General features: G+C 39.3%; 23 protein-coding genes and 1 other annotated feature. Of the genes, 5 read left to right on the top strand and 18 right to left on the bottom strand.

The annotated features are described in order from the left end of the window. Nucleotides 1-212 precede the first annotated feature (212 nt). From trpA to ACQKMI_RS02200, 6 genes are read right to left on the bottom strand one after another with little or no spacing between them, the layout of a single operon-like run. A complete protein-coding gene (gene trpA, locus ACQKMI_RS02175) occupies nucleotides 213-1,007 on the bottom strand; it encodes a tryptophan synthase subunit alpha (protein ID WP_427486991.1) in 795 nt (264 codons plus the stop codon). Beyond that, nucleotides 1,007-2,215, bottom strand: a complete 1,209-nt coding sequence (gene trpB / locus ACQKMI_RS02180; protein WP_427486994.1) for a tryptophan synthase subunit beta — start codon at nucleotides 2,213-2,215, stop codon at nucleotides 1,007-1,009. The genes trpA and trpB overlap by 1 nt, the downstream gene beginning before the upstream one ends. Beyond that, a complete protein-coding gene (locus ACQKMI_RS02185) occupies nucleotides 2,215-2,829 on the bottom strand; it encodes a phosphoribosylanthranilate isomerase (RefSeq protein ID WP_427486995.1) in 615 nt (204 codons plus the stop codon). The genes trpB and ACQKMI_RS02185 overlap by 1 nt, the downstream gene beginning before the upstream one ends. Continuing rightward, the gene (trpC, locus tag ACQKMI_RS02190) at nucleotides 2,826-3,617 is read right to left on the bottom strand and encodes an indole-3-glycerol phosphate synthase TrpC (protein WP_427486996.1); all 792 of its coding nucleotides are present in this window, start codon (nucleotides 3,615-3,617) and stop codon (nucleotides 2,826-2,828) included. Before trpC ends, ACQKMI_RS02185 begins: the two co-directional genes overlap by 4 nt. After that, on the bottom strand, nucleotides 3,617-4,645 hold the full coding sequence (gene trpD / locus ACQKMI_RS02195) for an anthranilate phosphoribosyltransferase (RefSeq protein ID WP_427486997.1): 1,029 nt from the start codon (nucleotides 4,643-4,645) through the stop codon (nucleotides 3,617-3,619). The genes trpC and trpD overlap by 1 nt, the downstream gene beginning before the upstream one ends. Continuing rightward, nucleotides 4,645-6,018, bottom strand: a complete 1,374-nt coding sequence (locus tag ACQKMI_RS02200; protein WP_427486998.1) for a chorismate-binding protein — start codon at nucleotides 6,016-6,018, stop codon at nucleotides 4,645-4,647. The genes trpD and ACQKMI_RS02200 overlap by 1 nt, the downstream gene beginning before the upstream one ends. Before the next feature lie 635 nt (nucleotides 6,019-6,653). Continuing rightward, nucleotides 6,654-7,015 (bottom strand) — a binding site (T-box leader). Between the two features lie 320 nt (nucleotides 7,016-7,335). Here ACQKMI_RS02200 and ACQKMI_RS02205 point away from each other — a divergent pair. After that, nucleotides 7,336-9,024 carry a methyl-accepting chemotaxis protein gene (locus ACQKMI_RS02205; protein ID WP_427486999.1) on the top strand — a complete coding sequence of 563 codons (1,689 nt, stop codon included), beginning with the start codon at nucleotides 7,336-7,338 and terminating at the stop codon, nucleotides 9,022-9,024. A 61-nt stretch (nucleotides 9,025-9,085) separates the two neighbouring features. Here the strand turns inward: ACQKMI_RS02205 and secDF are convergent, their stop codons facing one another. Both secDF and ACQKMI_RS02215 read right to left on the bottom strand, forming a co-directional pair. Continuing rightward, nucleotides 9,086-11,353: a protein translocase subunit SecDF gene (secDF, locus tag ACQKMI_RS02210; RefSeq protein ID WP_427487000.1), complete on the bottom strand. Its 2,268-nt coding sequence runs from the start codon at nucleotides 11,351-11,353 to the stop codon at nucleotides 9,086-9,088. Between the two features lie 349 nt (nucleotides 11,354-11,702). Then, nucleotides 11,703-12,011: a post-transcriptional regulator gene (locus ACQKMI_RS02215; RefSeq protein ID WP_427487001.1), complete on the bottom strand. Its 309-nt coding sequence runs from the start codon at nucleotides 12,009-12,011 to the stop codon at nucleotides 11,703-11,705. A gap of 93 nt (nucleotides 12,012-12,104) precedes the next feature. Between ACQKMI_RS02215 and ACQKMI_RS02220 the strand changes: the two genes are divergently transcribed. Beyond that, complete coding sequence (locus ACQKMI_RS02220; protein WP_427487002.1) at nucleotides 12,105-13,622, top strand: putative polysaccharide biosynthesis protein; 1,518 nt, start codon at nucleotides 12,105-12,107, stop codon at nucleotides 13,620-13,622. On the opposite strand, the gene ACQKMI_RS02225 is transcribed toward ACQKMI_RS02220, so the two are convergent. Further along, nucleotides 13,619-14,254 (bottom strand): DUF421 domain-containing protein, encoded by a 636-nt coding sequence (locus ACQKMI_RS02225; protein ID WP_427487003.1) that lies wholly within the window; start codon nucleotides 14,252-14,254, stop codon nucleotides 13,619-13,621. The two genes, ACQKMI_RS02220 and ACQKMI_RS02225, sit on opposite strands and share 4 nt — an antisense overlap. A 665-nt stretch (nucleotides 14,255-14,919) precedes the next feature. Between ACQKMI_RS02225 and ACQKMI_RS02230 the strand changes: the two genes are divergently transcribed. Both ACQKMI_RS02230 and ACQKMI_RS02235 read left to right on the top strand, forming a co-directional pair. After that, a complete protein-coding gene (locus tag ACQKMI_RS02230) occupies nucleotides 14,920-15,087 on the top strand; it encodes a hypothetical protein (RefSeq protein WP_427487004.1) in 168 nt (55 codons plus the stop codon). A gap of 90 nt (nucleotides 15,088-15,177) precedes the next feature. Next, nucleotides 15,178-16,032: a polysaccharide deacetylase family protein gene (locus tag ACQKMI_RS02235; protein ID WP_427487005.1), complete on the top strand. Its 855-nt coding sequence runs from the start codon at nucleotides 15,178-15,180 to the stop codon at nucleotides 16,030-16,032. Between the two features lie 49 nt (nucleotides 16,033-16,081). Here the strand turns inward: ACQKMI_RS02235 and yajC are convergent, their stop codons facing one another. The 7 genes from yajC to ACQKMI_RS02270 form a co-directional block, all read right to left on the bottom strand. Beyond that, complete coding sequence (yajC, locus tag ACQKMI_RS02240) at nucleotides 16,082-16,345, bottom strand: preprotein translocase subunit YajC (RefSeq protein WP_427487006.1); 264 nt, start codon at nucleotides 16,343-16,345, stop codon at nucleotides 16,082-16,084. A gap of 169 nt (nucleotides 16,346-16,514) precedes the next feature. Beyond that, on the bottom strand, nucleotides 16,515-17,660 hold the full coding sequence (tgt, locus tag ACQKMI_RS02245) for a tRNA guanosine(34) transglycosylase Tgt (protein ID WP_323647571.1): 1,146 nt from the start codon (nucleotides 17,658-17,660) through the stop codon (nucleotides 16,515-16,517). Nucleotides 17,661-17,713: 53 nt separating this feature from the next. After that, nucleotides 17,714-18,757, bottom strand: coding sequence for a tRNA preQ1(34) S-adenosylmethionine ribosyltransferase-isomerase QueA (gene queA / locus ACQKMI_RS02250; protein ID WP_386845414.1), 1,044 nt, complete (start codon nucleotides 18,755-18,757; stop codon nucleotides 17,714-17,716). A 17-nt stretch (nucleotides 18,758-18,774) separates the two neighbouring features. After that, the gene (ruvB, locus tag ACQKMI_RS02255) at nucleotides 18,775-19,779 is read right to left on the bottom strand and encodes a Holliday junction branch migration DNA helicase RuvB (RefSeq protein ID WP_427487008.1); all 1,005 of its coding nucleotides are present in this window, start codon (nucleotides 19,777-19,779) and stop codon (nucleotides 18,775-18,777) included. A gap of 18 nt (nucleotides 19,780-19,797) precedes the next feature. Beyond that, nucleotides 19,798-20,418: a Holliday junction branch migration protein RuvA gene (ruvA, locus tag ACQKMI_RS02260; RefSeq protein WP_323647576.1), complete on the bottom strand. Its 621-nt coding sequence runs from the start codon at nucleotides 20,416-20,418 to the stop codon at nucleotides 19,798-19,800. Between the two features lie 295 nt (nucleotides 20,419-20,713). Next, a complete protein-coding gene (locus tag ACQKMI_RS02265; protein ID WP_427487338.1) occupies nucleotides 20,714-21,592 on the bottom strand; it encodes a phosphotransferase in 879 nt (292 codons plus the stop codon). Next, entirely contained in the window at nucleotides 21,582-22,550 is a 969-nt protein-coding gene (locus ACQKMI_RS02270) for a LysM peptidoglycan-binding domain-containing protein (protein ID WP_427487009.1), read from the bottom strand. Before ACQKMI_RS02270 ends, ACQKMI_RS02265 begins: the two co-directional genes overlap by 11 nt. A 142-nt stretch (nucleotides 22,551-22,692) precedes the next feature. On the opposite strand from ACQKMI_RS02270, the gene ACQKMI_RS02275 reads away from it, so the two are divergent. Next, the gene (locus ACQKMI_RS02275; RefSeq protein WP_427487011.1) at nucleotides 22,693-23,226 is read left to right on the top strand and encodes a transcription repressor NadR; all 534 of its coding nucleotides are present in this window, start codon (nucleotides 22,693-22,695) and stop codon (nucleotides 23,224-23,226) included. Between the two features lie 353 nt (nucleotides 23,227-23,579). Here the strand turns inward: ACQKMI_RS02275 and ACQKMI_RS02280 are convergent, their stop codons facing one another. Next, nucleotides 23,580-23,969: a thiol-disulfide oxidoreductase DCC family protein gene (locus ACQKMI_RS02280; protein WP_427487012.1), complete on the bottom strand. Its 390-nt coding sequence runs from the start codon at nucleotides 23,967-23,969 to the stop codon at nucleotides 23,580-23,582. Between the two features lie 30 nt (nucleotides 23,970-23,999). Next, the gene (gene pheA, locus ACQKMI_RS02285; protein WP_323647583.1) at nucleotides 24,000-24,875 is read right to left on the bottom strand and encodes a prephenate dehydratase; all 876 of its coding nucleotides are present in this window, start codon (nucleotides 24,873-24,875) and stop codon (nucleotides 24,000-24,002) included. Between the last annotated feature and the right edge of the window lie 123 nt (nucleotides 24,876-24,998).

A 24,998-nucleotide genomic window follows, 5' to 3' on the forward strand; every position in this document is an offset into this window, starting at 1 on the left:
TCAAAAGAAAAAAAGCCCACTCCGTTAAAGAGTAGGCTTCTTAAACATATCTTTTCAATTATGCCTCGGCATAATTGCGTCCGGAATCGGCTTTGTGCTTGCACAAAGAACTCCTTTCCGATTCCGTGACATCCGCCGGAGGCTTTAACTTCTTTCAGCGGATTTTTGGACACCCGCTGAAAAGTAGTTTAAATCCGCATTCATCTCACCACCTATAGAGGTGGGAGTCTTCTGCTGAAAGAAGTTGAAGCAGATACTAATGCCTCAATCTTCTCCAAATTACCTTCATGTAATGCTGTCACTATCGCACTACCAACGATTACACCATCACTAAGTGCCCCCATGCTTACCACCTGTTCGGGAGTTGAAATTCCAAAGCCCGCTAGTACTGGTATTTGGCTTGCTTCACGTAAGCGTGCAAAATGATTATTTAAATCATTCGCAAAACTTGTACGGGCTCCGGTGATTCCATTGACAGTTACAGCATAGACAAAGCCTTGACTGGCAGCCGCGATACGTGCAATTCGCTCTGGCGGACTTGTTAACGATACAAGCTGTACGATGTCGACCCCATGTGGATTTAATGTGTCACGTAAGATTGCACTTTCTTCAAGCGGTACATCAGGAACGATTAACCCTTTAACGCCCCCTGCCACACAAGCCTTAGCAAAAGCCTCTAACCCAAAAGCTAAAACAGGATTAAAATACGTCATGACAACTAATGGAACCTCAATTTCTTCTTTACATAAAGCTAATGCATCTAGCACTTTACGTAATGTCACACCTTCTGCTAAAGCACGTTCACCTGCTTGCTCTATCGTCGGTCCATCTGCTACAGGATCTGTAAATGGTATACCAACTTCAATTGCCGTTACACCCATTTGCTGTAGCTTCAGAATTGTTGGCTTCAAAGTTTCCAGACCCCCATCACCCGCCATAATATAGGGTACAAATGCTTTATTACCAGCGATTTTCGTTTGTTCAATTGCCTGCTGTAGTGTCGTCATTACACATCTCCTCCTAATGCTTTTCGGACAGTATGAACATCCTTATCTCCTCGGCCGGATAAGCACACAACAATGATGTCATCTGTAGACATTGTCTTCGCGAGTTTTGCTGTATAAGCAATAGCATGAGAGCTTTCTAGTGCAGGTAGTATACCTTCTGTTCTACACAGTAACTGCATGCCCTCAAGAGCTTCACTATCTGTAATCGAATCAAATTGAACACGCCCAATATCATGTAAATAACAATGCTCTGGACCTTTCCCTGGATAATCTAGACCAGCTGAAATAGAATGTGCTTCTTGCACAAAGCCATTTTCATCTTGTAATAAATACATGTATGCACCGTGTAAAACGCCTAGCTGTCCACCGGCAATTGCTGCTGCATGCTTACCTGTCTCAATGCCACTGCCCGCAGCCTCTACTCCGTATAGCGCTACAGTGTTGTCATCGACAAAAGGATGGAACATACCAATTGCATTACTACCGCCGCCTATACAAGCAACGACTGCATCTGGTAAACGACCTTCCTTATTTAAAATTTGCTCTCTAGTTTCAACACCAATTACACGCTGGAAATCCCTTACGATTTTTGGGAATGGATGTGGCCCTAAAGCCGAGCCTAAAATATAATGAGTATCCTCAACATTTGTCACCCAGTAGCGCAGTGCTGCATTAACAGCATCTTTCAATGTTTTTGAACCTGTTTCTACAGATTCCACTTTTGTACCGAGTAACTCCATGCGAAACACATTCAACTGTTGGCGTTTGATATCCTCTGCCCCCATAAACACAACACAGTCAAGATTCAATAAAGCGCATGCAGTTGCCGTTGCCACTCCATGTTGCCCTGCACCCGTTTCTGCTACTATTTTCTTTTTACCCATTCGTTTTGCAAGAAGCGCTTGACCAATTGCATTATTAATCTTATGGGCTCCAGTATGATTCAAATCTTCACGCTTTAAATAAACCTTCGCGCCCCCTAGCTCTTTTGTTAAATTTTCTGCGTAATACAACGGCGTTTCACGACCAACATATTGTTGTAAATAATAAGTTAATTCCTCAGTAAACGCTTGATCATTCATTGCCTCATCATAGGCCGTCTCTAATTCCAACAATGCTGTCATTAATGTTTCCGGAACAAATTGTCCTCCAAATTTTCCGTAACGTCCTTCCTTTGTAGGTACACTATTTGCAATTGAATTCGCCATTATGCTCTCCCCTTCTTTACTGCCTTTATAAATGCGGTTATTTTTGCTATGTCTTTTACTCCGTTTGTCTCCACACCGCTTGATACATCTACTATAAATGGCGATACAAGCGACACTGCTTCTTCAATATTTTCAGCTTGCAAACCACCTGCTAAAATTAACTTTTCACGCGGAATCCCTACCGTCTCTAGGAGGGTCCAATCAAACGTGTGACCACTGCCTCCTTTAAAATCTGTCCCTGGTGCATCAAATAAGTAGTAGTCTACATCGTAGTTAGCAGCCATCTGAACATCTTCAGCACCTCTCACGGACAAAGCTTTGATTGCTGGATAGCCTTGCCGACGAATAAATTCAGGAGATTCTTCCCCGTGGTATTGCACATAATCTAATGGTACACTTTCTTTTGCTACGCGTAATTCCTCTGCGCTTGGATTGACAAAAACACCGATTTTCAAAACGCCCTCTGGCACATGTTTGGCTAATTGCTGTGCCTGTTCAACCGTCACTTGTCGTTTACTTGGTGCAAAGACAAAACCAATGGCATCCGCTCCTGCCTCTACTGCTGCCAGCACATGCTGTTGTTCCTTCAGTCCACAAATTTTCACCTTCGTCATACAGATGCCCCCACCTTATTGACCTGTAAACTTTTTAGAGCAGAACCTGCATCACCACTGCGCATTAATGACTCACCTACAAGAACGCCACTAGCTCCCATGGCCGCCACCGCTTTAGCGTCTTCTTGTGTCCAAATTCCACTTTCACTTATTAATACTTTCTCTTCTTCGAACGGAAAAGCTTCAGCAATTTCACGTGTTCGGTCTAAGCTCACTTCAAACGTACGTAAGTCTCGATTATTGACGCCAATTAGTTTGGCACCAACTGCAATAGCCCGCTCAAGCTCTTCGAGATCATGCACCTCCACTAATACCTCTAAATTTAAACCTGTTGCATAGCTATACAGATCACGTAATGCCTCATCTGTTAACGCAGCCACAATTAGTAAAATAATTGATGCACCTGATGCCTTCGCAAATCGAATTTGCACACGATCAATCATAAAATCCTTACATAGAAGTGGTGTTTGGACAGCATTTGCAACTGCAGCCAAATCATCAAAGGAACCTTTAAAAAACGTTTTATCTGTTAAAACAGAAATGGCCGCTGCCCCTGCTTCTGCATAAATTTCTGCTTGTGCCACTGGATCTGCCCCTTCTGCGATTAACCCCTTTGAGGGGGAAGCACGCTTCATTTCAGAAATAACCTGTAATGTTTCAGCTTTTCGCAATCGCTCAAATAATGATGGACGCGGTTTTTCTGTAAAATTCGCTAATGGGTCGGACTGTTCAAGTAAAGCACCAACTTCCATCTTTTTTTGTTCGAGAATTTTATTTAAAATATTCATTATTGGACCTCCACTCTTTTAATATGCTCACTATAAGTAACGACTGCCTCTAATTTTTGCAGGGCACGCCCGCTATAAATACTATCCTTCGCTATTTCTACACCTTCTTTAACGGTTTCAGCAATGCCATAGCTGAACAACCCAATACCAGCATTCAATAAAACGGTGTCAAAATAAGCACTTTGTTCACCAGCTAATAATTTACGCATAATAGCAGCATTTTCATCTGCATTACCTCCACGAATGGCCTCTATTGGTGCATAGTTGAGACCCGCTTCTTCTGCAGTTAATGAAAATGGAATTAAGTCTCCCTTATCTACTAAGACAAACGTATTTTGACCAGCTAATGACGCCTCATCTAAACCTAGTGGCCCAGAAACGACCATTGCACGTTCTCGCCCTAACATTTGTAATACGGAAGCATACTCCATGACAAAATTAGGACGGTTAATGCCTGTAAATTGCGTCGATAAAGGCACTGGGTTCGTAAGAGGACCGACAAGATTAAAAATAGTTGGCTTGCCAAGTGCACGACGAACCTCCCCAATTCGCTTTAATTTCGGATGGACATTTGGAGCATATAAAAAGGCAATTCCTTCTTTCTCTAACAGATCAACAGTTTGTTCAATGGAAATATTCGTATGAATCCCAAGTGCTTCCAAAACATCAGAGCTTCCTGATGCCGAAGAAATTTTGCGATTACCGTGCTTCGCCATTTTGACACCAGCCCCCGCTAATACAAAGGCGCAAGTTGTACTGATATTGAATGTATTAAGACCATCGCCACCAGTACCGCAATTATCCATATAGACCCCTTCGTTTGCTGGTACGTCTAATGCAAACGAACGCATAGTTGTAGCTAATGCCGCTACTTCATGTGCAGTTTCACCTTTGACCGATAATGCCGTTAAAAAACTTGCAATTTGTTCCTTAGGTGTGTCATCTTGAAACATCCATTTTGCTGCCTGTAGCATTTCCTCATACATTAAATGCTCTTGTTGTTGTACTTTTTGACGAATACCTTTCATTAATGTTGACCCCCTTCTTTTTCAAGTAGCTGTAAAAATTCCTGTTCGTCCTTTTCTACTTGTTTTAAAACTTCCTCAACATTTGTGTATTTGGTCACCATTACAGTCGATTGCATTTGCATCGTTTCATTTTCTATGACAATGGATTTCCCTGTTAAGGCAAAATCAAGATGACCGTTAAAACCAATAAATCCAAGAGCTCCTCTAAATATCCCGGTAGCTTGATCAGGTTTTTCTAAATGATCTATTGCCTGACCCTTTGGAACATCTGCTGATGCAAAGGATGGTAATGTTGTAGCTAATACATCAAGTGCATGAAGCATCGGTAATAGTTGTCCCTCGACTCTCGATGTCATGTGTAATGCATGCTTGGAACGCTCAATTTTCATCGCCTCAATGACTTGAATAGAATCTCGGAAGCACACAGGCTGTAGCTCTTGTTGCACGGCAGAAACAAGTACAGCATGTGACTCCCTAATATTTGTGTTTTCATTTAGCTTGCGTTCCTGCTCTAAATCTTCACCTTTTGTGGAACCTCTAGGAAATGTCCCATCTGTTGGTGTTGCAATCACACGCTCACCCTTTACTCGAATTAAACTTTCAGGAGATGTCCCTAAGACAACATGATCGTCAAATTCTACATAATACATATAAGGAGCAGGATGTTTTTTACGCAATTGACGATATAAAGCGAAAGCATCTCCTTGTAGATTTGCTAAAAAATACTTTGATAACATAACCCTAGTAATATCTTCATCTAAAGTAGCTTTGATCGATGTAAGGGATGTAGCAAACTGTTCATTCGTAGTCGATTCAAAAGGTTCAAAGCTACATGCCGTCTCCTCAATCTCTCTACCTTTTAAAAGCTGCTCTGCCAACTCTTCTAAATTTGGTTCTTTTTTTTCCGCATCAATATTCGTATGAATCAAAGTAACCTCATCTGTTACATGATCAAACACAATAACTGTCTCATACACATGGAAATGCACATCTGGTAGCTCTACTTTATCCTGTGCAGTCGATAATATTGTTGTTGTACCATGGCCAACATAGCCAACAGCACCGCCTGAAAATGGGAATTGTGTCGTATTGGATATACGTGGCATTAACCTTTTCAATAAAACAATCATGTCGCCCTTATGTGTATAGGTGTTTCCAGTCTTATATGAATATTCCTGAATCTCATCTCCAAAGCCTTTATACGTTTTTCTTGGATTAGCACCAATAAAAGAAAAGCGTCCTGCTCCTTCATGCTGTGCTGAACTCTCCAGCAGAAATTTATGTTCCCCTTGAAGGCGTCTAAAAATTAAAATCGGTGTTAAAGAATCAGCATTAATGGTTTTCATTTTCGTTCTTGAATTCGTCGATAGCATAATTACCAATCTCCTTTTTTAAATTTCTCCGGTAAGACTCTTATAAAGGTTTAGTTGCTGAATCAGCTCTTGTTGAAAAAAGGATCATCATAGCGTAGGGTTGATTTCCGTTCCAGCTGGGCGCTTTGTTGTTGCTGTCGCTACGCTTTCGCACAGATAAAACATTTGCCGCTGACGCTTCGCTTTCGCGCAGAGCAGAGCTTCCTGGGGGCGTCCGATGAGCCGCTTGGGGCAACAGATGTTTTTTGTGCGAAAGCGCAGTGCAACGTAGCGGCAGCAACAGGATGTTGGTCACGAAGGCGTTATCACAGGATGTGATGGTTTTAGCCTTCGCTCCTCTATTGCTGATCCCCGAGGAGTCGCCCAGTCGTAACGAAGATCAACTTATATGCATGGCGTACGTTTTAACAAATGTTGTTTCTAACTTTTGGAGGTAAGCCATTAAAAAAGCAATCCTTCAAATGTTCGGGTGATGCATCGTTTTACTCTCCTAAAACGTTCCAGTGAATGTCCCTCTTTTTTGACATAGCTCCCGTCAATCAATTACCTATTTTCGGTAGTTGCATTGAAGCATTCATCCCCTGCGAATTAAAAACAACAAAAAAAGTCCCCTGCAAAAAGGATTTTTCCTAATTGCAGAGGACGATCATGACCGCGTTGCCACCTCATATTAGAGCATACTTGCTCTCTCTTAAGTGCTCAGCTTAGTTCGCCAGATCAATTATGCTGAGGCATAATTGCGTCCGGAGGCTTTAACTTCTTTCAGCGGATGATTGGACACCCGCTGAAAGAAGTTAAATCGACATATCTTTTCAGTTAATGACGAAAAGATTTGTTTTATCTAAGTCAAAGCACCCCCTTTAACGTGGGGAATCCGTTCGCTATTATAATTAGCGACTCTCATAAGTCCATTCACATAAGCTACAAACCAGTTTGCACCAACCACTGACTCTCTAAATTGCACACTTATGCTACTACTCTTATTCAACAATTTCTCAGCTATTCTCATCTAAACTCAGCTCATCTGTTCTAAGGCTGGCCTCGCTCCCGAGACCAACTACCTTGTACCGAACAAAAAAGTTAGCCTCATTTTATGCCAAACTATAAAAATTGTCAATCAATTCAGAGAAAAAGGAAAATGTTGAAAGGACTTTTGAAATTATATTATAGGAAAAATCACCTTCTTTACGCACCAATAAAAGGGAATTAAAATGCCTACTTTTGAGAATTTATCAAGTATTGACCTTGTAAAAATATCAAGTTATAGTAAATTCAAACCATTGATTCTCTAATACATTAAAGAAGGTAGGAACGAATATGTCCGTTCGAAAAAAACTAAATTTAGGTTTTATTTCACTCATTTGTTTACTCTTATTATCAAGTGTTATTGCATTTTTTCAATTTAAGTCGGTTGAGGGAGACATAGTAGAGGTACTTGATCACAGAATCGTGCAAATTCAATCAACAGAGGAAATACAGCAGCAGCTTGCCTCACAGGGGCTTTTTTTACGTTCCTATATTCTAAATAGTAAGGATGAGACGACAAAATCAAATTTAGAACGTTATGAAAAACTATTACCAGAAACTATTCAAGAACTTTCAGGTATTGTTCGTTCCGATTACACAAAAAATATTTTGAAGCAAGTAACCGATTTACAACAAGATTTACTAACAAGTTCTGATAAAGCAGTGCAAGCATTTAATAGTGGAAATACAGATTTAGCCTTATCATACATAAATGGAGAAGTTACAAAAAGCAACAAAGAAATTTATACACTGACAAATGATTTATTAAATTATCATGACGAACAGCTGCAAAAGGTTAAAAGTAGTGTTGTCCAAACAGTTACTCGAGCTATTATTATTTCAATTGTCTTACTTGTTATAAGTGCAATTGTTGGTTTATATTTTATGTATTTTGTAAAACGCTCCATCATTCAACCGCTTCGTAAAGTGATTAATGCAGCCGATACATTAGCACACGGTGACTTAACGATTGCTCAGCTTGAACATAACTCAAAAGATGAGATTGGTACACTTGCCACAGCAGTGAATGCGTTAAAACAGAATTTATCTGTACTACTAAAAAATGTTCAGGACAACGCTACACAATTATCTGCCGCTTCTGAAGAGCTTTCCGCTAGCACTGTGGAAGTGACAACAACTTCAAGCGACATCTCACATCGAGTACAAGACACGTCAAACCATCTAGCTTCATCTGCTAGTGCCTCTCAACAAAGTGCTCTAGCTATGGATGAAACAGCTACTGGTGTACAACGAATTGCTGAGGCTACTCAAAATTTGCATCATAATGCTATAAATATGACACAGCTTGCTAATACCGGAGGAAAAACTATTACTACCGCCAAAGAGCAGATGGATACAATTTCTGAGGCAACTACACGAGTTGCCGATTTAACGCAAAAGCTAAGTAAGCAATCTGAAGAAATCGGGCAAATTACAAAAGTAATTACCGCTATTACTGAACAAACCAATTTACTGGCACTCAATGCTGCCATCGAAGCAGCACGAGCTGGTGAGCACGGCAAAGGCTTCGCCGTTGTAGCGGATGAAGTACGAAAGCTTGCTGAAGAATCCAATCAATCTGCTGGCCAAATTATTGCCCTTACAACTGAAATTCAAACGGATACAAGAAATGTTGCCGCTGCTGTGCATGAAGGATTAGCATCTGTCCAGGATGGAGTAGCAAAAATTCATGAGGCTGGTGATGCATTTGATTCTATTACAGAGTCTGTGCAAACATTTACTGATCAAATTGAAGATATTTCAGCTACTTCGGAACAAATCTCGGCGAGTGCTGAAGAGGTCGCTGCCTCTGTAACAGAAATTGCAAATAGTGCGAGTATTTCAGCGGGTAACTCACAAATCATTGCTGAAGCAGTAGAAGAACAAGCTGCAACAATGCAGCAGGTGAATGAGGTAGCTGAGGAATTAAGCAACAACGCTCAGCAACTCCAAACATTACTACTGAAATTTAAACTTTAAACGTAACAAAAAGAATCTGCTGCTTTCAAAAGAAAGCAAGCAGATTCTTTTTTTCAAGAAATTAAACAGTAGGCTCGTCAGTACCCCATTGTTTTTTCTCTTTTTTGTGTATTTGACCATCTGATTTTTTCATTTCACGAACTTTAAGTGAATACCAGATTTGTGCAGCAATACAAATTGAAGAATACATACCTGTGATTAAACCAACTAATAACGCGATCGAGAAGTTTTGAATCGATGGTGCACCTAAAATAAGAAGTGACACTGTAACGATAATAACCGTTAACACTGTGTTAACAGATCGACCCATTGTTTGACGTAGTGATTTGTTTACGATATCCGCTAACACTTCACGGTCTTTAATCGTATCATATCGATCTAAGTTTTCACGCATACGGTCAAATGTAACGATCGTATCATTAATAGAATAACCGACAATTGTCAGTACAGCTGCAATGAACGTAATATCAACTTCTAAGCGCATAAAACTAAATACAGCAACAATTAAGAATACGTCATGTAGTAACGAAACAATTGCCCCAACACCCATGCGCCATTCGAAACGAACCGCTACATAGATAATGATACCGACAGCCGCAAGAGATAATGCTTTAATCGCATTTTTCACAAGCTCTTTACCAACGGTTGGAGACACTGTACTTACTCCAGGTTCATGACCATATTTTTTGCCTGCTTCTTTTTTGAATTTTAAAATTTCTGCTTGCGTTAGGTCATGTTTATAACGGATAACCGCTCCGTTGCTCTTTTCACCTGTTAAAACGATATCTTCTGAAGAGAAGTCGATACTATCTAAGTATTTAGATACCTCTTCTTTAGTTAAAGTTTGATCCGCTTCAATTTGAACACGAGTACCACTTGAGAAATCAATACCTAGGTTTAGACGGAATATACCAAGTACCACTACACCAGCTACTAAAATAGCTAATGAGAATGTATAGAATTTCTTACGGTTGTGTACAAAGTCAAAACGATCAAATTTCGTTGATAAATCTAATGTTCCGATATTTTCATCCAGGCTATGCTGTTTAGATTTCGAAATACCAAACCATGCTGGATTGTTGAAGTAGCCACTATTTACAAGTAATCCTTGTAATACACGAGAGCCCCAAACAGCTGTTACAAAGCTTAGTAAAATACTAATAATTAATGTTGTGGCAAACCCTTTAACAGAGCTTGTACCCCATTGGAATAATACAGCAGCTGCTAATAATGTAGTTAGCTGTGCATCGACAATTGCTGATAAAGACTCCTTCGAGCCAATTTGGAATGCTTGTTTAACCGAATAACCGACACGTAATTCCTCACGAATACGTTCTGCGGCAAGAATATTTGCATCTACCGCCATCCCTATACCAAGCACGATAGCTGCGATACCAGGAAGTGTTAACACCGCATTAATCCAATCGAATACAACAAGTACTAGGAAAGTGAAAATAGCAAGTGTAATGATGGAAATAAAGCCAGGCAAACGGTAGTAGAATAGCATAAATAAGAAAATTATTACTACGCCCACAATACCAGCGAAAATTGTACTTTTCAGTGCTTGGTCACCAAATTGTGCACCAACTGAAGTAGAATAAATTTCATTAAGCTTAACAGGAAGTGCCCCAGCATCTAAAATACCCGCTAGATTTTTCGTTTCTTCAACTGTGAAGTTCCCGCTAATCATAACATCTGTTGTATCTAATCTTTGGTTAACTGTTGCAGCAGATGCATAGCGAGGCTTCGCTTTTTGTGATTCAGCTTTATATGAATCAACACCTTCTTCAAAGTCTAACCATACAACGAGTAAGTTTTGGCCTGCTGGTTTAGCGGCAATTTTACTTGTGACATCAGCAAACTTTTTCGCATCCTTTAATGTTAGTGAAACAATTGGACGATTTTGCTGGTCAAAGGAACCTTTAGCGCCACCTGGCTTTAAGTCATTACCATCCAGCAATAAATTATCATCGACATCACGGAATGTTAAATTTGCAGAAGTAGACAATAATTCACGTGCTGATTCTTGGTCTTCGACACCTGCTAATTGCACACGAATGCGGTTTTTGTCTTCAACCTGAATGCTCGGTTCACTTACCCCGATAGCATTTACACGTTCACCAAGAGCTGTTGCTGTTGACGCTACAACTTCAGGTGTAATTTTTTGTCCCTCTTTTAATTCTTTAACCTCATAAAGAACCTCAAACCCGCCCTGTAAGTCAAGGCCTAGCTTAATGTCCTTTAAGACGTCGCCTACAGTCGTACCGATGGTTGCTACAAAAATAACCATTAATAGTACGAATGCAACTATACGACTTTTAAGTTTCATTTATAAATCCTCCTCGAATTGGTGTAAGGCAAGTCCTTACACTACAAACAAGTATAATAGCAAGTCCTTTTGAAACGTTTATTCCTCCTTTTCCTTTAGAATAATGTTGCCTGTGCTTCAAAAAGATTGCTCTACTTATTTCAATCGTTCATAACGCGCAAATTTATCCCAGTATTTGAATAGGTGTTTTTCCTCCAAATTTGGAAAAGATCTATTAGGAGGTTTTTGGTGAATATACTTATACAAATAAAAAAAAGCGCAACACACTCATTATGAAACACGTTGCGCTTGGTGTCAATTCAACACTTTTAGTATTCTTTTATAATTTGACAAATTTCACACATTCTTCTTAAGTTTTTACCAGACCAAGCAACATTTTTAACTCTTCCGTATTCACTTCTGTAAACCAATCATTACTTTGTAAGAATTCTACTTGATTAAAAGATACGATATCAGATGGTGATACTGCAAAAATAGTGGCGATAATTTCATGTATGCGTAGTTGTTCAATATTTTTTCTGCGCCATTTTTTTTCTACACAATAGCGCCATAGTTCTTCTGCTGTAATCGCATTGTATTGATAATATTTAAACTCTTCCATCTTACTATCAATTGCAGGACGGATTTTTTCAAATAGTTGCTCATGCTGCATACTCATTTTGAATCATCTCCAATCAAAGTCGTATCGTGAGACAAGTTTGCATACAAATAGTGTAAATGAATTTTTGTGGCTTGAGAAGGGACGGATGGCATGAGTTCTTTTGTACGTGGAACACTATTTTTAATGTTCGTGATTTTTTTATCGAAACTCTTTGGCTTCTTTTATAGAATGCAATTTATGCGTATCGCTGGTGAAGAGGCGGTCGGCATTTATATGACCGTCTATCCGGCGTTCATTTTCTTCATCTCACTCATTCAACTTGGACTACCTATCGCTGTGGCAAAAATTGTAGCAGAGTTATTAGCAAAAAACAAACGCGAAGGCATCTATGGTGTTATGCGTACGGCTATCCTTTGGTCATTTATTGGAATGATCGTCTTTATGCCGATTGTTGCACTAACTATACCATATATATCGACTACGCTTTTACATAATGAACAAACTACAGTTACACTTTGGATTGCACTCTTTGCTGTACCAGTGTCAGTTGGCTCTGGATTATTACGCGCTTATTTACAGGGTATTGCCAAAATCACACCAACAGCTTGGGCTCAAATGATTGAACAAATTATCCGTATTAGCTTCATCACTTTAACGCTGCCTTATGTGGCTGCCTATAATAATGCTGCCGTTACAGCAGCCTCTGCTATGGGTATTACGCTTCTAGCTGAAGTCGTTGCTTTCTTATATTTGTGGATGCATTATATAGTCTCAAAGAAAAAATTATTGACACGAAAAAACAAAATAGAGGCATATCCTGCCTCCCCGATGTTACGAATTGCTCTTCCTTCTGCAGGAAGCAAACTGTTCGGATCTTTTACTTGGTTTTTAGAACCTATCATTTTTTTAAAGGCGTTAACTATGGCTGGTTTGACAGCCTCCGCTGCAACAATTTTATATGGGGTTATTTCGGGTGTACTAGTCCCCCTATTATTATTCCCGGCTTTTGTGTCTGCAGCACTTTCAATTGTTCTTATACCGGCTGTTAGTGACGCGATTGCCCGTCAGCATATACCGCTCGTACAGGAACGTATTTCTGTATCATTACGACTATCTTCATTAGTGGGCTGTGTTGCTGCTACGTACTTTTTCGTTCATGGTGACGAAATAGCTATGAAGCTCTTTCATTTACAAGAAAATCGAGGTTATGTGAAAATATTAGCTCCCATTTTTTACTTTTATTATATTCAAAGTCCTTTGCATTCGATTTTACAAGCAATTGGTGAGGCCCGTGCTGCGATGATGAACTCCATTTACGGTGGTCTTGGTAAGCTATTTGTCATGTTCGTGCTCGCCTCTCAGCCTGGTATTCAGGAAAAAGGTGCCGTTGTGGCAATTGGTTTTGGCGTCTTACTAACTTCATTTTTGCATATTGCAACAGTGAGACAACGTAAAAATTTACGTGCGGGTTTTAGAATGTTTGTTGTTCCATATAGCTGTTTTATCGCGGTTTGTGTTACCCAGTATTTTCTGATGCAAATAATGCCATTGCCATTAATTTTAAGTAGCTGTGTAACCTTGTTTTTACTATTTACATTCTTACTAGTTTCCAATCAATTACGCATAACTGATTTGCGCTATCTTCGTAAGTTGGCAAAAAAAGTTTAAGATTCTTTCAGCTGGATATGTAGCCGATCTTCCTCCCAAACACAAAAAAATACAGTGTTACTATCCGTAATATTATTTTTAGCAAGCTCTGCCATTAACCAATCGGCATCCTTATGCAATACCTTTAAATGCCTATCCTGAATATCACCGTCGATAATCAGTGGGTAAACAAATGCCTTTTCATCTTTTTGGTATACGGACAGATTGCCAGATGGCTCTAAATAAGCATAAGCGATATCTGTAACGGAAGCATTTCCGTTTTCACGTAATTGTTGACACAAATCATCTAGATTATAGCGTTGCTTGCGCATTTCACTTTCTAAAATAACACCGTCTCTTATAAGCAATACTGGATCACCATCAACCAGATCACGGAATTTTTTATTTTTGAGTGAAATATATGCTGTTGTTATTTGAATGAAAAACAATATGATGATTGGGAAAATCACTTTAAATAAAGGACTTTCGAAATCATCAAGTGCAAACGCAGCAACCTCAGCCATTAAAATGGATACGACTAAATCAATTACAGATAATTCGCCGACTTCACGTTTACCCATTAAACGAAAAATTATTAGGATAAACACATATAAAAAGCATGTTCTAAAAATAATAGTTAAATATTCTTCCATATAGTCACCCCCATACTATTCAAGGTGACCTTACTCATCGTTTTTTATACAGGATGATGTTATACCTTTACTTTGATTTTTTAACACTTATCGTCTTCGAAAATTTTTCTTATGCTTGATTTTATTTTGCATGCTAATCTTTAAGCAAACCGAGTTTTCAATTAAGTCACAACCTAAAAAATGCACGAACAACTTTAACAAAATAACACTCTTTTGCTTATAATAGGGAAATGATGCTGTGAACTTTCGTAAATCAAAAGAATAAACCTTAGTTGTTTGTATACAATAAAAGGAGCTATAATTCCTGCTTTTCAAAATGGCAAAAAAAATTCGGACAATTATCAAGGACATTTCATGATGCTCACCCAACAATAATGTAGTTATTGTATCAATTATGCCTCGGCATAATTGCGTCCGGAAATCGGCTTTGTACTTAGGCCTGCACGACGGCCGACACGATGTCGGTCATTTCGGTAATGCCACAGGACGTAGCGTTTTTACCGATGCAGGTCAGCTAGCCGTTATCGCATGGATGCGATGATCTTAGGCTAACATCCCCTAAGAACTCCTTTCCGATTCCGTGACATCCGCCGGAGGCTTTGGGCCAACAGATGTTTTTTGCGCGAAACGTAGTGCTAACGTAGCGGCAGCAGAGGGTTTTGTTTGTGCGAAAGCGCAGCAACAGCACCGATGTTGGTCACTCAGTCGTTGCCACAGGACGTGGCGTTTTTAGACTGAGTTCCTCTATTTCAGCGGGTGTTTGGACATCCGCTGAAAAGCAGCTTAAATCCGTATTCATCTCATCACTTATAGAGGTGGGAGACTTCTGCTGAAAGAAGTTAAAGGTCATCTCTTATACTTCCGCATTTAGTAAATAATCCACTATTCCCCAATTCAAGAAAACATGAAAACAAGGTGAGAAAATGAAAAGGATAGTAATTTTTCTAGTTACTGTTGTTATTGTTGCTTCTAGTATATTGCTCATTAAACCTTATCCTATTTATGGATATAAAAATGAGAAGATTCCAGTTCTAATGTACCACCATTTGGATAAAAACATAAATAATAATACAGTCATTTCCCCAGAGAATTTCGAAAAACAAATTAAAACGCTTAAAGAGAATGGGTACAATTCGATTACAGCCCAAGAATTATATAATTACTTAAACGGTAAAGCAGAATTGCCTAAAAATCCGGTGTTAATAACTTTTGACGATGGTTATTTAAGTAACTATGAAAAAGCTTATCCAATTTTAAAAAAATACAAAATGCATGCAGAAATCTTTGTTATCGCCAGTCATATATTAGAAAAAGGCGGAAAGAATGAATATCCAAACGAAATTCCCAAAATGAATTGGGATCAATTAAAAGAAATGAAAGATTATATTACCATTCAAAGCCATACTTGGAATTCGCATTATAAATTACAGTCATTCAACGGTGGAATGAAAGGTGCCATATATGGTCGTAGTTACATTAATGGAAAACTAGAAAAACAAGAAGAGTACGAAGAAAGAGTTAAAAAAGATTTTATTCTTTCCAGGAAAATTATCGAAGAAAAGTTAGGTTATGAACCAATTGCTCTTAGCTATCCCTTCGGAACAAATTCTGAAGATGCAATGAAATTAGCGAAAAATGTTGGATTTAAAATGGCTTTTGTTATTAAAAATAAAGGTGTTACTATTGGCGATAATGTATTTGCTTTAAGCAGAATAACGGTAAATGGCAATGAAACGGGAGCAGAATTAATGAAGAAATTAAAAAACGGTGGCATTTGATGTTAAAAAAAAAGACTTACAACTAATGTAAGTCTTTTTCTCATTATTTTTATTGGTCGCCATTTACTCGTCCAATTGCTTGACGGTCAAACTTAACGCGCACATTGTCTGCAATTTTTAATGTCACAGCTGTATCCTCAATTGAGTCAATCTCACCATGTAAGCCACCGATTGTAATCACTTTATCTCCACGTTGCAAATTACCTTGCATATTTTGTGTTGCCTGCTGTCTCTTTTTAGCAGGGCGGATTAAAATAAACCACATTGCAACGAACATTAATAATATTGGTGCTAATCCTAATAGTTGGTCCATGATTCTTGCCCCCTTTCCAATTCTTTATTAGTATAGACTATTCCACCATAAAAAAGCGATGGACAAGCCCAAAATTTTTCTATATTACTAATATTTTTTCTAAGATAGACATATTTTTGCTAGAAATATTCAAATTCCACACAAATCCACATGATTTTTTTCCTAAATATTAGAAGTTCTTTGCATTTGGTCCATTAAAGCCATATTTCTCGAAAAATTCTTCTCGGAAATCACCAAGACGGTCTTCTCGGATTGCTTCACGCACTTGTTCCATTAGCTTCAATAGGAAGTGTAAGTTATGGTAAGTTGTTAAACGAATACCAAACGTTTCTTCCGTACGAATTAGATGACGAATATAAGCGCGTGAATAGTTTTTACATGTATAGCAATCGCAGTTTGGATCAATTGGTCCGAAATCACGTGCATATTTTGCATTTTTAACAACTAAACGACCTTCAGATGTCATTAATGTGCCATTACGGGCAATACGTGTCGGTAATACGCAGTCAAACATATCAATGCCTCGAATAGCACCATCAATCAATGAATCGGGTGAACCTACACCCATTAAGTAACGTGGTTTATTTGTTGGCATTAGTGGTGTTGTAAACTCTAATACTCGGTTCATTATATCCTTAGGCTCACCAACAGATAGCCCTCCAATTGCATAACCTGGGAAATCTAGCTCTACTAATGCTTCTGCAGAACGACGGCGTAATTCCTCGTATTCTCCCCCTTGAATAATACCGAATAGACCTTGTTCTTCTGGACGTTTATGTGCCTCTTTACAACGTTTAGCCCAACGTGTTGTACGGTCTACTGATTGCAGCATATAGTCATATGTCGCAGGGAAAGGTGGACATTCATCAAAAGCCATCATAATATCCGAACCTAAATCATTTTGAATTTCCATCGCCTTTTCTGGACTTAAAAACAATTTGTCCCCATTCAAATGATTGCGGAAATGAACCCCTTCTTCTTCGATTTTACGGAATTGACTAAGTGAGAACACTTGGAAACCACCTGAATCTGTTAAAATCGGGCGATCCCAGTTCATAAATTTATGCAAGCCCCCTGCTTCCTTAACAATATCATTACCAGGTCGTAGCCATAAATGATACGTATTTGACAGAATAATGCCTGCATTCATTTCCTTTAATTCCTCAGGCGACATTGTTTTAACAGTTGCTTGTGTACCAACAGGCATAAATGCTGGCGTCTCGAAAGAGCCATGTGGTGTATGCACGATGCCAAGTCGTGCTCCAGTTTGTTTACAAGTATGAAGTAGCTCATACCGAATTGCTGGTTGTGTCATATTATAAAAATTCCTCTCTTATCTAAAGTAAAAACAGTACTCCGATTTTTTCTTTATTCGCCTTTTGGGCGAATAAACATAGCATCACCAAAGCTAAAGAAACGATATTTTTCTTCAACAGCTTGTTGATATGCACTTAAAATTGTTTCTTTTGTTGCAAGCGTACTAACAAGCATGACAAGAGTAGACTTTGGTAAATGGAAGTTTGTGATTAAACCATCCACAACAGTAAATTCATATCCCGGATAAATGAAAATAGACGTCCAACCTTGTTCCGCTCGTACTTCGCCTCCATATTTAGAGCCGATAGTTTCTAAAGTACGTGTAGAGGTTGTACCAACTGCAATCACTTTTCCACCATTACTCTTTACTCGGTTTATGATAGATGCGGTTTCTTCCGTTACACTATAAAATTCAGAATGCATTTCGTGATTTTCAATTGAATCTACACTTACAGGACGGAAAGTTCCAAGTCCCACATGTAAAGTGATAAATACAACTTCGACCCCTTTTGCTTTCACCTGCTCTAGTAATTCTTCTGTAAAATGCAGGCCTGCGGTTGGTGCTGCTGCTGAGCCGCGCTCTTTTGCATAAACAGTTTGGTAGCGATCTTTGTCCTCTAATTTTTCGCGAATATATGGAGGTAGTGGCATCTCACCAAGTTGCTCTAAAATTTCATAAAAAATTCCGTTATATTTAAACTCAAATGTACGTCCACCATGATCAAGCTCTCCTGTACAAGTAGCTGTCAGTAAGCCATCTCCAAATGTTACAACTGTGCCGACTTTTACACGCTTAGCTGGTTTAACAAGTGTTTCCCATTCATCCGTACCTGCCATTTGCTTTAATAGCAGTACCTCTATATGAGCACCCGTTTCCTCTTTTACACCCATTAAACGCGCTGGTAATACCCTAGTATCATTTAACACAAGACAGTCTCCAGCTTGTAGCTCATCTAAAATATGAGCAAAATGGTGATGCTCGACATTTGTTGAGCCTGGCGTCACTACCATTAATCGACTAGCTGTACGGTCTAAAAGTGGTGTTTGTGCAATAAGTTCTTCTGGCAATTCAAAATCAAAATCTTCTACACGCATGAAAATACTTCCTTCTTCTAGGTTTGTTGGGGATATTCATATCCAAAATGTTCGTAGGCTAAATGTGTTGCCACACGTCCACGTGGCGTCCGTTGGATAAAGCCGATTTGCATCAAATATGGCTCGTACACATCCTCAATCGTAACGCGTTCTTCGCCTATAGATGCTGCCAACGTATCTAAGCCTACTGGGCCACCGCGGAAGCGCTCAATCATATTGGTCACGAGTTTATGGTCAATATGGTCAAGCCCTCTAGGATCGACTTGTAATAGCTCAAGCGCTTGCTTAGCAAGTCCCTCCGTTATCATACCATCTCCAAGCACCTGTGCATAATCTCGTACTCGTTTTAGCAGACGGTTAGCAATACGGGGTGTACCACGCGAGCGCGTTGCCATTTCCAATGCTGCTATTTGTTCAATATCAACATCAAATAAATGCGCACTACGTACAACAATTTCTGCAAGTGAAGTATGATCATAATACTCCAATCTTAATAATACGCCAAAGCGATCCCTTAAAGGTGCTGATAATGCACCTGCTCTTGTTGTTGCACCAACTAGTGTAAATGGTGGTAAATCAAGTCGCACAGAACGCGCTTCAGGGCCTTTACCAACGACAATATCTAAACAAAAATCCTCCATGGCAGGATAAAGCACCTCTTCAATTGCACGAGGCAGGCGATGTATTTCATCGATAAATAGCACATCCCCTGGCTCCAGTGAGCTTAAAATAGCTGCTAAATCGCCAGGACGTTCGATTGCAGGGCCGCTAGTCATGCGCACATTGACATTCATTTCATTAGCAATGACAGCAGCTAATGTAGTTTTCCCAAGTCCGGGTGGTCCATATAACAGCACATGATCTAAACTTTCCTGACGAAGCTTTGCCGCTTCAATGAAAATTTGTAAATTCTCCTTTACCTTATGTTGACCAATGTATTGTGCTAATCTTTGTGGGCGTAAAGATAATTCAAAATGTTCATCATAGCTACCTGACTCACTAGCCATCATACGTTCAGACATGTACTTTCCCCCCTTTCACTATTTTAACTTTAATAGCAATTGTAAAGCTTGTTTCATAAATGCATCTGTTGTTTCAAGCTTGTCGTTATCTTCGAGCTGTGGACGTATTTTTTCTAGTTCTTTTTCAGAATAACCAAGTGCCATTAAGGCAAGAATAGCTTCTTCAAGCTCATGTTTATATGGATTCACACCAAATAACGGTAGCTCATCTTCTGTACTTGGTAGCTCAATAGATTCTAACAATCCGCCAAGTTTACCTTTTAAATCTAGAATCATTTGACGTGCCGTTTTCTTACCCACACCAGGAAACTTTACTAAAAACGATTCATCCTCTCGTTCAATGGCACTGATAACCTGTTGCGGATTCCCAGTAGCTAAAATAGCAAGTGCACCCTTTGGTCCAATTCCTGATACTAAAATAAGTTTACGAAACAGCTCTCGTTGGTCTAAATTTGGAAAGCCATATAACACTTGTGCGTCCTCACGTACATGCAAATGTACATATATTTGCTGTTCAAGAGCTGATGTCCTGAACACAAATGGATTAGGTGTATTCAGCTGCCAACCTATTCCTTGTTGTTCAAGGACGATATACTCAGGAGTTATACGCTTTATTTGTCCTTTTAAATAATCATACATTCTATAATCCCTCACAATCATCGTCTTCGATTATAGCATATTGCGAACGAATGCTCGACTATAACAAATGCGCTAAAGCGCTCGTTTACATCCGACAAGCGCTGGAGAGCCCGAAGCAAAAGTAAGCGCTCCACCACTTTTGCCCGAGGGATCGAAGCGACCTCGAGGATGTAGCGCTTTAGCCTAGACGAAAACTACGCTTCAGGTTATCCACAATTAAAAACCTATCATTTTCTTAACATTTAGAAATAGCACAAGTAGTCGTTCACAGACAAAAATGACCGCCGAAAGACGGTCATTTCTTTATCATTTTATCAATATCGTACCACAGTTTTGGCCAATATGTGAGAGCTCGTTTTGTAAATGGCACTAAATAATCTATAAATACCAGCTGTTGATCTAATGGTAAATCTACTGCAAAAAGCCATTCACGTAATAGCTCATTTGGATATTTTAAACGATGTAGCTTTCTTTTATCTAATCGTTTCATCTCTGGTAGCTCTGCAAATATTTTACCAAGGTCATAATTTACAGCTGGCAGTACACGATGCAACCATAAAATATATTCATCATCCGCTTCTCCAAGGTGAGCCAAATCAAAATCGATTAAACGTAATTCTCCATCTGAGCACCATAAAAAATTATGATGTACGACATCTCCATGTAAAAGTGTAATTTCTTTTTCAGGTACATCTTCCTGCGCGATTAGCTGTAACGATTTCTCACTATAATGTAAAATTTGATCGATTTCTTCTTTTGTTAAAAATGCACGAAACTCTTTCCGTCTGCTTTTAAAACGCATATGACGCATTTGCCATTTTAAAAGCTGTGAATAGGTGTGCAAGCCTGGCACACGCTGCCAAGCAATTTTTTTATGTGTATCATGTAACATATTTAATAACTTCAGTGATTCTTTCCGATCTTTTTTACGAGCAAAATTAGCACTATGACTTCCCTCTTGCCAATCTTGCACGATTAAAAACTCGTCGTCACTTTTCATGACAGGTAAGATCAACGAGGGTTCTAGATATCCAAGCTGTCGATGAATAACCCTCACCTTTTCTGCTATTTCTATCTGCTTTGCCCGTTTTACAAAATAATTATTGGATTGATATTTATACTTCCAAATATTCGGCTTTACTTCTTCAATGATAAACGCTTTTTCACCATCGATAAGGCGTCATCCCGCCTGGGTAAAAGTGCGGTGACATCCATGGCATATGGCAATGTGATGGACATGGCATTGGGCATGGTGGCGGACATGGTGGTGGACAGAAACATTGGTCCATTTGCCAATTTGGCATCATGGCTGGCTGTGCATTACAACCACAGGGCTGTTCCGGCATAGCCTCATATTCAGGTTTCATAGGGAAGAATGGAGATGTACTAGATTCTAAGAAATCCCCCATCCCAGCAACTTTTTCGCATCCCATATCACATGATGTTGGTTGCTCCGGCATTGTATATTGCGGCTCCATTTGTGGCTCCATTGGCATATGCATCGGCATTGGCCAATACATATGATGATGCACTGGTTGATGGCAGCTTGCACAATGTGGTACTGCTGGCATTTGTGGCATGATAAAAATCGGCTGCGGCATTGGCATTGGTGCTGGCGCCGGTTGGGCTATAGGTTGTGGTTGTGGTTGAATTTGAATTGGTGATACAGTTTGCTCTACACTTGGCATGACAACGTTTTGATTCCAGCTAAGCTCAACAGGCGCTGGCTGAGGCATCGGCATTGGCATTGGATAAGGAATTGGAATCATCTGTGGTTCAGGCATTGGCGGTGGTGGTACAATAATTGGTGGTGGCATTGGTCTCTGAACCTCTTTTTCTTTAACATGCCTTGTAGGTGACTCCTTATGCATATGTTCCTTGTGCCCCTCTTTATGTGGTTCCCTATGTCCGTCTCTATGCATTCCCCAATCTGTTTCCCGATGATGTTCTCTATGTGGTTCTCTATGTGGTTCTTTGTTTATTTTCTCAGGTAGGATAATTTCCATGCCCGGTACAATATAATCTGGGTTAGCGAGATGGGCATTAAGCCGCTTTAAATCTTCAAACGAAACTCCGTACTCTTTCGCAATCTTCCACAACGTGTCTCCCTTTTGGACAATATGAATACGCAATTTTTTCCTCCCTTCCTCTCTCCGTATCATATGTTCAATGTTTCATTTGGATACAAAAAATTCACCCATGTTAGAAAGGCTTCATGGTACACTAGTTTTTAAGGAAAACTGCTTCCTTTATTACAAGCAGAGGTGATCTCTTATGAAAAAAATGTTAGGCGAAGAACGCCGACTGCAACTTCTAGCACAACTAAAAAACAGCCCAGCACCTATAACAGGGACGGACTTAGCTAAATTCGCTAATGTTTCTAGACAAGTCATTGTCAATGATATGACATTATTAAAGGCTAGAAATGAGCCTATTATTGCTACTAGCCAAGGATATCTTTATATGCATCAGGAACAAATACAGCAAACTGTTGAACGTACAATTCCTTGCTTCCATACTGCAGAGAATGCAGAAGATGAACTGATAACTATAGTTGATTGCGGTGGTACAGTAAAAAATGTTATTGTTGAACATCCTATTTATGGAGATATTACTGCATCCATAATGGTCTCTAACCGTCATGAGGTAAAAAAATTTATTGAACGTGTTAACGAAACACAGGCAAGTTATTTATCCGAACTAACAGGTGGTACACATCTTCATGTTATTTCTGCGCCTTCTGTTGAAATTTTAGATTTAATTGAGCTTACTTTACAAAAAAAAGGCTATTTAGTTGTAGATCAATAATTCAACAAATCCAACTTCTATAATATGTAAAATCAAATAATTGGATTAATAGCTGCTAGCCTTCACGGAGACTAGCAGCTTTCTGTTCATTTATGCGGTATTTAAAGACATCCTCTAGAGGCTTTAACTTCTTTTTAAACATTGCCGCTTTCGCACAAAAAATATCTGTTGCTGTCGCTACGTTGCACTTTGCTTTCGCACAAAAAATATCTGTTGCCCAATCGGCTCATCGCACGCCCCCAGCACCAGTCAGAACAGAAATCACCCCTACGTTATGATCTTATGCATGTGAATTAGCTTTTTCAATTTTCTCTAAAAAAAGAGCTATCCATTTAAATTGGATAGCTTCAGAATTAGAGAAATCTTCTTCGTTGTGATGGTGTTGGCAATAAACATTTTTCTTTTCGTCCAAAAAGGCGATATCTATTTTTAGCAAATAGTCGATACATTATATTTCGTATAGATGGAGGAATAAGAATGAAAACATAGCAGACAGGCCAAAAACTATTTAATCTCCTACAGATTTTAAGTGCTGCTGTAGACTCAAAATATACCTTCCCATGCTCAATTAAAATGACACTATCTATATTTTCTGGTATTTCGTATTGTGCAAGTAACGCCTGCCCTGCATCACTCTGTATAGATGCAAATTGGAAATATGCTACCTGATCATATTTGATAATAAATTGCACACTGCTATCACAAAAATTGCACACGCCATCAAATAAAATAACGCCGCCCATATTGATTCCTCCTAGCCAAGACGACATTGATTACTCGTCTGCTGTTCGATAAGTAAAGTATGTACCAAGTGACTTCACCTTGCAACCAAGTGCAGCTAGTTCTTCCATAGCCCCACGCATCATAGGCTCCTTTTCATCCGCTAAAACATCAATCATAAAGAAATAATCACCTAAGCCCGTTTTTAATGGACGTGATTCGATTTTACTTAAATTTAGCTGTCGCCATGCGAATACTGATAATACTTGATGTAACGCACCTGAACGATCTGTTGGCAATGTAATCATGAAAGTTGTCTTTGCCTGTCCATCTGATAATTCTTGCGGTAAGCGCTTATTTTGCTTAGATAATACGAAGAAGCGTGTATGGTTAAAATGAAAATCATGAATATTAGATTGAACGATTTCTAAGCCATATTTATCCGCTGCTGCTTCATTTCCAACTGCAGCAATGCACTCGTTAGGATTTTCAGATACAAATTTTGCCGCTGCTGCTGTTGATGTCGTTTGATGTAACGGAGCATGACTGAAACGATAAAATAAATATTTATGGCATTGGGCTAGAGCGTGTGGATGTGAGTAAACTCCTATTATTGACTCCCAATTGTCCTTCTGCGCTTTATTGACCATTAAATGCTGCTGTATTTTTAACTGAAGCTCACCTGTAACATATAAGGTCGCCTCATGAAATAAATAATCAAGCGTTAACGATACAGATCCTTCTAATGCATTTTCCAGTGGTACAACTGCTAAATCTACCTTCCCCTTTGCTACCGCCTCAATACATTCTGGAATTGTAGAACAAGGGACAAGCCACTCATTCGGAAAGGTTGCCTTTGTTGCTAAGTATGTAAATGATGCCTCAGGTCCTAAATATCCTATTCGTTTTTCCCATTGTTGCTCTGTCATTACATTTCCTCCTGTTCATAGTTTTATCTAATTGGCTCACCACCGTAACGTGGGGGTGATTTCCGTTCCGACTGGGCGCTTTCCTGGGGGCGTCCGATGAGCCGCTTCACTCGCGGTGCTCGC

The sequence above is a fragment of the Lysinibacillus sp. NPDC097214 genome (assembly GCF_050277945.1).
In the GTDB taxonomy this organism is placed as follows: domain Bacteria; phylum Bacillota; class Bacilli; order Bacillales_A; family Planococcaceae; genus Lysinibacillus; species Lysinibacillus xylanilyticus_B.